The sequence below is a fragment of the Serratia sp. CY83965 genome (assembly GCF_052166375.1).
Taxonomy (GTDB): Bacteria; Pseudomonadota; Gammaproteobacteria; order Enterobacterales; family Enterobacteriaceae; genus Serratia; species Serratia marcescens.
In genome coordinates this window covers 1-6,260 of the sequence record NZ_JBJNOV010000022.1, presented here as the reverse complement: position 1 = coordinate 6,260, position 6,260 = coordinate 1, and the positions used below count along the sequence as shown (strand labels likewise).

The following is a 6,260-nucleotide window of genomic DNA, read 5'->3' as shown; positions in this document are numbered from 1 at the left end:
GGACCACCGATATCGCCGACGCGCGTCGGCGCGTGGGCGACAAAGTGGCGCTGCAGGGCAATATGGATCCGTCGATGCTTTATGCTTCTCCGGCGCGCATCGCGGACGAAGTGGAGACCATTCTGGCCGGTTTCGGCCACGGCAACGGTCATGTGTTCAACCTGGGCCACGGCATCCATCAGGATGTGCCGCCGGAGCACGCCGGGGCCTTCGTCGAGGCGGTACACGCGCAGTCGGCGAAATACCACCGTTAAGGATCCGATGTGATCGATATGGCGGCTCTGCGCGCCGAACAGCTGCGGCGCGCCGCTGAAGTCATTCGCTACGACGATCTGCCGGCCGAACCGCCGGCGTTCATCGCCGGCGCCGATGTGGGCTTCGAGCAAGAGGGCGCGGTGACGCGCGCCGCCATCGCCATCCTGCGCTATCCGTCGCTGGAGCTGGTGGAGTATCAGGTGGCGCGCATCGCTACCGTCATGCCTTATATCCCGGGTTTCCTGTCGTTTCGCGAATATCCGGCGCTGCTGGCCGCCTGGGCGCAGCTGCGGCAAAAACCGGGGCTGATCTTCGTTGATGGCCACGGCGTTTCACATCCGCGGCGCCTTGGCGTCGCCAGCCATTTCGGCCTGCTGGTCGATGTGCCGACCATCGGCGTGGCCAAGAAGCGCCTGTGCGGCAAATTCGCGCCGCTGGACGCCGCCGTCGGCGCGCTGGCGCCGTTGGAAGATAAGGGTGAACAGCTGGGTTGGGTATGGCGCAGCAAGGCGCGTTGCAACCCGCTGTTCATCTCTACCGGTCACCGCGTGGGTGCCGACAGCGCGCTGGCGTGGGTGCAGCGCTGCATGGCGGGCTACCGTTTGCCGGAGCCGACCCGTTGGGCCGACGCCATCGCTTCGCGCCGTCCGGCGTTTCAGCGGTGGTTGCAGCAGCATCCGGAGGTGTCGCCATGAGCGATTTCGGGTACACTGCGCCGCAGATAACGCGTAAGAGAGTAAAGCATGCTACGTAACCCGATTCATTTACGTCTGGAACGGCTCGAGGGCTGGCAACATTTGACCTTTATGGCCAGTTTGTGCGAGCGTATGTACCCGAATTACCAGATGTTCTGCAAACAGACCGAGTTCGGCGATCCGGCGGTTTATCGCCGCATTCTGGATTTGGTGTGGGAAACGCTGGTGGTGAAGGATGCCAAGGTCAACTTCGACAGCCAGCTCGAGAAGTTGGAAGAGGCGATTCCGTCGGCGGAAGATTACGATCTTTACGGCGTTTACCCGGCAATTGATGCCTGTATCGCATTAGGGGAACTGATCCATTCGCGGCTCGGCGGGGAGACGCTGGAGCACGCCATCGCCATCAGCGAAACATCGATTCGCACCGTGGCGATGTTGGAAATGACCCAAGCCGGTAAGGAAATGACCGACGAAGAGTTGGAAAGTTTGCCGGCGGTAGAGGAAGAATGGGACATTCAATGGGAAATTTTCCGCCTGTTGGACGCCTGTGAAGAGCGCGATTTAGACCTGATCAAGGGGCTGCGATCCGACCTGCGAGAGGCCGGTGTCAGCAACATCGGGATAAATTTAGCGCAATAAGGCAACAAAACGTGATTTAACGCCTGATTTGTCATGCCTTAAGGCTTCACATCCGCACCCTGTCTGGTCTACATTTGGGGGGCGTAAAAAAAGTGGCTATCGGTGCGTGTATGCAGGAGAGTGCTGTCAATCGGCATATCCGTCGCACTCGATGCTTTGCAAACGATAAACACACTGTAAGGATAACTTATGAACAAGACTCAACTGATTGATGTAATCGCGGACAAGGCTGACCTTTCCAAAGCACAAGCTAAACTGGCTCTGGAATCCACCCTGGCTGCAATTACTGAGTCTCTGAAAGAAGGTGATGCAGTACAATTGGTTGGCTTCGGTACTTTCAAAGTAAACCATCGTAGCGAGCGCACTGGCCGCAACCCACAGACTGGCAAAGAAATCAAAATCGCAGCAGCCAACGTGCCTGCGTTCGTTTCTGGCAAAGCACTGAAAGACGCCGTTAAATAAGACCGCGCCTCGGTGAAAAGATTAAACAGGGGGGCGATGGCGCCCCTTTTGTTTACTCGTCGGGCGCTCATGGCCGTTGGCATCGCCGTCGGCCTGAGCGCCTGCAGTTTCCATTCCGATATCCCCAGTTTTACCGCCAGCGGCTTCGTGGCCGATCAGGGCGTGATACGACTGTGGCGTAAAGACGATGAGCAACATCGTCCGCAAGTGTTGGTCAGCGTCTACAGCCCTTACCGCGGCCCGGGTACCATTACCACGCTGTACACCTATCAGGGCGACGTGCTGCGCCAAATCAAACGTAACGACGCCGACGGCGATCGAGATTCTATTCAGCTGCGCTTTGCCGACGACGGCACGGTGAGCTTTATGCAGCGCCAACTGGCAACACGCCGCGAACCGCTGACCCGCGATGAAATTGCCCTGTATCAATATCAGGCGCGACGGATCCTCGAAGTGAGCAATGCGCTGCGCGCCGGCAAGGTGAAATTGCTGCAGGGGCGTTGGATGCAGGGCGAGGTGCAAACCTGCGACGGCCAAAGCATGAAACCGGGACTGGATGCCGCCTCCATCGTCTGGATCGAGAAGCGTGCCCGCAGCAGCAGCCGGCCGGTGAGCGTCGCCTGGCTGGAAGCGCCTGAAGGCAGCGAACTGCTGCTGGTGGCGAACGACGATTTCTGCAGCTGGGAACCGAAAGAAGACCAACTATAAAAAAGGCCCCGCGCTGCGGAGCCTCTTGTCATGACCATGAAAGGTCAAATTATTTGCCGCGCGCAATCGCGCGATAACCGATATCTTTACGGCAGAAGCTGCCCGGCCACTGGATGCCTTCCGCCAGCTGATAAGCGCGTTGCTGCGCCTGCGCCACGGTGTCGCCCAGCGCCGTCACGCACAGCACGCGGCCGCCGCTGGTGACGACGTCATCGCCCTGCAGGCGCGTACCGGCGTGGAAGACCTTACCGTCGGCGCTTTCCTGCTGCGGTAGCCCCTGGATAACCTCACCGTTGCGATAGTCGCCCGGATAACCGCCGGCTGCCAGCACTACGCCGAGCGCAGGGCGTTCGTCCCAGTCAGAACTTTTCTCGTTCAGACGGCCTTCGGCACCCGCCAGGCACAGTTCCACCAGATCGGAGCGCAGGCGCAGCATGATCGGCTGAGTTTCCGGATCGCCAAAACGGCAGTTGAATTCGATCACCTTCGGCTGGCCGTCGGCGGAGATCATCAGGCCGGCGTACAGGAAGCCGACGTAGGTATTGCCTTCCGCCGCCATGCCGCGCACCGTCGGCCAGATCACCTGGTCCATGGCGCGCTGGTGGATTTCGTCGGTCACGACCGGCGCCGGAGAGTAGGCCCCCATGCCGCCGGTGTTCGGGCCGGTATCGCCGTCGCCGACGCGCTTGTGGTCCTGGCTGGTGGCCATCGGCACCACGTTCTCGCCATCGACCATCACGATGAAGCTGGCTTCTTCGCCGTCGAGGAACTCTTCCACTACGATGCGATGACCGGCGTCGCCGAAGGCGTTGCCGGCCAGCATGTCACGCACGGCTTCTTCCGCTTCCTGCAGCGTCATCGCGACGATCACGCCTTTACCGGCCGCCAGGCCATCAGCCTTGATGACGATCGGCGCGCCTTTGCGGCGCACATAGGCTAGCGCTGGCTCCACCTCGGTGAAGTTTTCATATTCGGCGGTCGGGATGCGGTGGCGCGCCAGGAAATCTTTGGTGAAGGCTTTGGAGCCTTCGAGCTGCGCGGCGGCCTGTGATGGGCCGAAGATTTTCAGACCGGCGGCCTGGAAGGCGTCGACCACGCCGATCACCAGCGGCGCTTCCGGCCCAACGATGGTCAGACCGATATCATGGCTCTGGGCGAACGCGACCAGGGCGGGGATGTCGGTGGCGGCGATCGCCACGTTTTCCAGATTGGCTTCCAGCGCGGTGCCGGCATTACCCGGCGCGACGTAGACTTTGTCCGCCAGCGGAGACTGGGCGGCTTTCCAGGCCAGCGCGTGTTCGCGCCCGCCGTTGCCGATAATCAAAATGTTCATCAGGGGCTCCACGAATGGCGTGCGCCGGAGCGCACGCGGCAAAAGGAATTAATGGCGGAAGTGACGCATGTCGGTGAAGATCATCGCGATGCCGTGTTCGTTGGCGGCGGCGATCACTTCGTCGTCACGGATTGAGCCGCCAGGCTGGATCACGCAGGTGATGCCAACCGCCGCGGCGGCATCGATGCCGTCGCGGAACGGGAAGAAGGCGTCGGAGGCCATGGCGGAGCCTTTTACTTCCAGCCCTTCGTCGCCCGCTTTGATGCCGGCGATCTTGGCGGAGTAAACGCGGCTCATCTGGCCGGCGCCTATGCCGATGGTCATGTTGTCACGCGCATAAACGATGGCGTTGGATTTCACGAACTTGGCCACTTTCCAGCAGAACAGCGCATCACGCAGTTCCTGCTCGGTCGGCTGGCGCTCGGATACCACGCGCAGATCGGCGGCGGTTACCATGCCCAGATCGCGATCCTGCACCAGCAGGCCGCCGTTGACGCGCTTGAAGTCCAGCCCCGCCACGCGTTGCTGCCACTGGCCGCAGGCCAGCACGCGCACGTTCTGTTTGGCGGCCAGCAGGGAGCGCGCTTCCTGGGTGACGTTTGGCGCGATGATCACTTCTACGAATTGGCGGCTGATGATCGCCTGCGCGGTGGCGGCGTCCAGCTCGCGGTTAAAGGCGATGATGCCGCCGAAGGCGGAGGTCGGGTCGGTTTGGTAAGCGCGCTCGTAGGCGGCCAGAATGTCGTCGCCGATCGCCACGCCGCAAGGGTTGGCGTGCTTGACGATCACGCAGGCCGGTTCGGCGAACTCTTTCACGCATTCCAGCGCGGCGTCGGTATCGGCGATGTTGTTATAGGACAACGCTTTGCCCTGCAGCTGTTCGGCGGTCGCGACGGACGCTTCCTTCACCTCTTCCTCTATATAGAAGGCGGCCTGCTGGTGGCTGTTCTCACCGTAGCGCATATCCTGCTTCTTGATGTAGTTGAGGTTCAGGGTACGCGGGAAGCGGCCGGACGGTTGCTCGGTCTCGCCGTGGTACGCCGGCACCAGCGCGCCGAAGTAGTTGGCGATCATGCTGTCGTAGGCGGCGGTGTATTCGAAGGCTTTGATGGCGAGATCGAAGCGGGTGGCATAGCGCAGCGAGCCGTCGTTGTTGTCCATCTCGGTAATGATGGCGGCGTAGTCGCTGCTCTTCACCACGATGGCGACGTCTTTATGGTTCTTGGCGGCGGAGCGCACCATGGTCGGGCCGCCGATATCGATATTTTCGACCGCGTCTTCCAGCGAGCAATCCGGGCGCGCCACGGTTTGGGCGAACGGGTACAGATTGACGACCACCATGTCGATAGGCTTGATGTCATGCTGATTCATGACGGCGTCGTCCTGGCCGCGGCGGCCGAGAATGCCGCCGTGGACTTTCGGGTGCAGGGTCTTAACTCGTCCGTCCATCATCTCCGGGAAGCCGGTGTAGTCGGAAACTTCGGTAACGGGCAGACCGGCGTCTGCCAGCAGACGAGCGGTGCCGCCGGTGGAGAGCAGTTCAACGCCGCGCTGGGAAAGCGCTTCGGCGAATTCAACGATACCGGTTTTGTCAGACACGCTGAGCAGGGCCCGGCGGATTGGACGAGGTTGTTGCATGGTTTTATCCCTTGGCTTTGAGTCGCAATTAAAGAGCGTTACGTGAATGTCCACCTCGTTCTCTCTATAAGGAAGGGTTTTTTGCCTTATAAAGGGAGGGTCAGGCACATATTCAGGTAGCGCCCCTATAAAAAGGGGGATCGTTTCGTCGCGGGGAATTGTAGCGAAAACGTTTGCGTGGCGCTCGTAAATTTTCCGTGCAAATCGCATCTGTGGATAACACTGTGTGCAAGTGGGTATAAGGCGGGGTTTTGCTGTGGAATGCAGCGAACGATCGTTTTTGCTGAAAATACCTGTTGCGGCCTGCGAGGAACTCCCTATAATGCGCCTCCATCGACACGGAACATGTGAACAACTTCACAGAGTATCCGGGGGTCGCAGAGAAAAAATCCTGAAAATTAGGGTTGACTCTGAAAGAGGAAGGCGTAATATACGCCACCTCGAGTTAGCAAGCGAAAGCGCCTAACTCACTGCTCTTTAACAATTTATCAGACAATCTGTGTGGGCACTCCACAAGACGATATCCAGCA

General features: G+C 60.0%; 7 protein-coding genes. 5 read left to right on the top strand and 2 right to left on the bottom strand.

Going from position 1 to position 6,260, the window contains the following annotated elements; translation table 11 throughout:
* The 5 genes from ACJ8PL_RS25065 to ACJ8PL_RS25045 form a co-directional block, all read left to right on the top strand.
* Positions 1–254: uroporphyrinogen decarboxylase family protein (locus tag ACJ8PL_RS25065; protein ID WP_442531451.1), on the top strand; the 254-nt coding region annotated here is incomplete at its 5' end.
* Positions 255–263: 9 nt separating this feature from the next.
* Positions 264–950, top strand: a complete 687-nt coding sequence (nfi, locus tag ACJ8PL_RS25060) for a deoxyribonuclease V (protein ID WP_282677492.1) — start codon at positions 264–266, stop codon at positions 948–950.
* Positions 951–998: 48 nt separating this feature from the next.
* The gene (locus ACJ8PL_RS25055) at positions 999–1,589 is read left to right on the top strand and encodes a YjaG family protein (RefSeq protein ID WP_015376329.1); all 591 of its coding nucleotides are present in this window, start codon (positions 999–1,001) and stop codon (positions 1,587–1,589) included.
* Positions 1,590–1,778: 189 nt separating this feature from the next.
* On the top strand, positions 1,779–2,051 hold the full coding sequence (gene hupA, locus ACJ8PL_RS25050) for a nucleoid-associated protein HU-alpha (RefSeq protein WP_004929874.1): 273 nt from the start codon (positions 1,779–1,781) through the stop codon (positions 2,049–2,051).
* Between the two features lie 36 nt (positions 2,052–2,087).
* A complete protein-coding gene (locus tag ACJ8PL_RS25045) occupies positions 2,088–2,759 on the top strand; it encodes a DUF1481 domain-containing protein (RefSeq protein WP_028127643.1) in 672 nt (223 codons plus the stop codon).
* A 49-nt stretch (positions 2,760–2,808) separates the two neighbouring features.
* Here the strand turns inward: ACJ8PL_RS25045 and purD are convergent, their stop codons facing one another.
* Both purD and purH read right to left on the bottom strand, forming a co-directional pair.
* Positions 2,809–4,092 (bottom strand): phosphoribosylamine--glycine ligase, encoded by a 1,284-nt coding sequence (gene purD / locus ACJ8PL_RS25040; protein ID WP_015376331.1) that lies wholly within the window; start codon positions 4,090–4,092, stop codon positions 2,809–2,811.
* Between the two features lie 48 nt (positions 4,093–4,140).
* Complete coding sequence (purH, locus tag ACJ8PL_RS25035; RefSeq protein ID WP_442531450.1) at positions 4,141–5,730, bottom strand: bifunctional phosphoribosylaminoimidazolecarboxamide formyltransferase/IMP cyclohydrolase; 1,590 nt, start codon at positions 5,728–5,730, stop codon at positions 4,141–4,143.
* Positions 5,731–6,260: the final 530 nt, after the last annotated feature.

What these genes read in the sequence shown, in the direction of transcription:
- ACJ8PL_RS25055 (WP_015376329.1), top strand. Translation starts at nt 999, where the DNA reads ATGCTACGTAACCCGATTCATTTACGTCTGGAACGGCTCGAGGGCTGG.
- hupA (WP_004929874.1), top strand. Translation starts at nt 1,779, where the DNA reads ATGAACAAGACTCAACTGATTGATGTAATCGCGGACAAGGCTGACCTT.
- ACJ8PL_RS25045 (WP_028127643.1), top strand. Translation starts at nt 2,088, where the DNA reads ATGGCGCCCCTTTTGTTTACTCGTCGGGCGCTCATGGCCGTTGGCATC.
- purD (WP_015376331.1), bottom strand. Translation starts at nt 4,092, where the DNA reads ATGAACATTTTGATTATCGGCAACGGCGGGCGCGAACACGCGCTGGCC.
- purH (WP_442531450.1), bottom strand. Translation starts at nt 5,730, where the DNA reads ATGCAACAACCTCGTCCAATCCGCCGGGCCCTGCTCAGCGTGTCTGAC.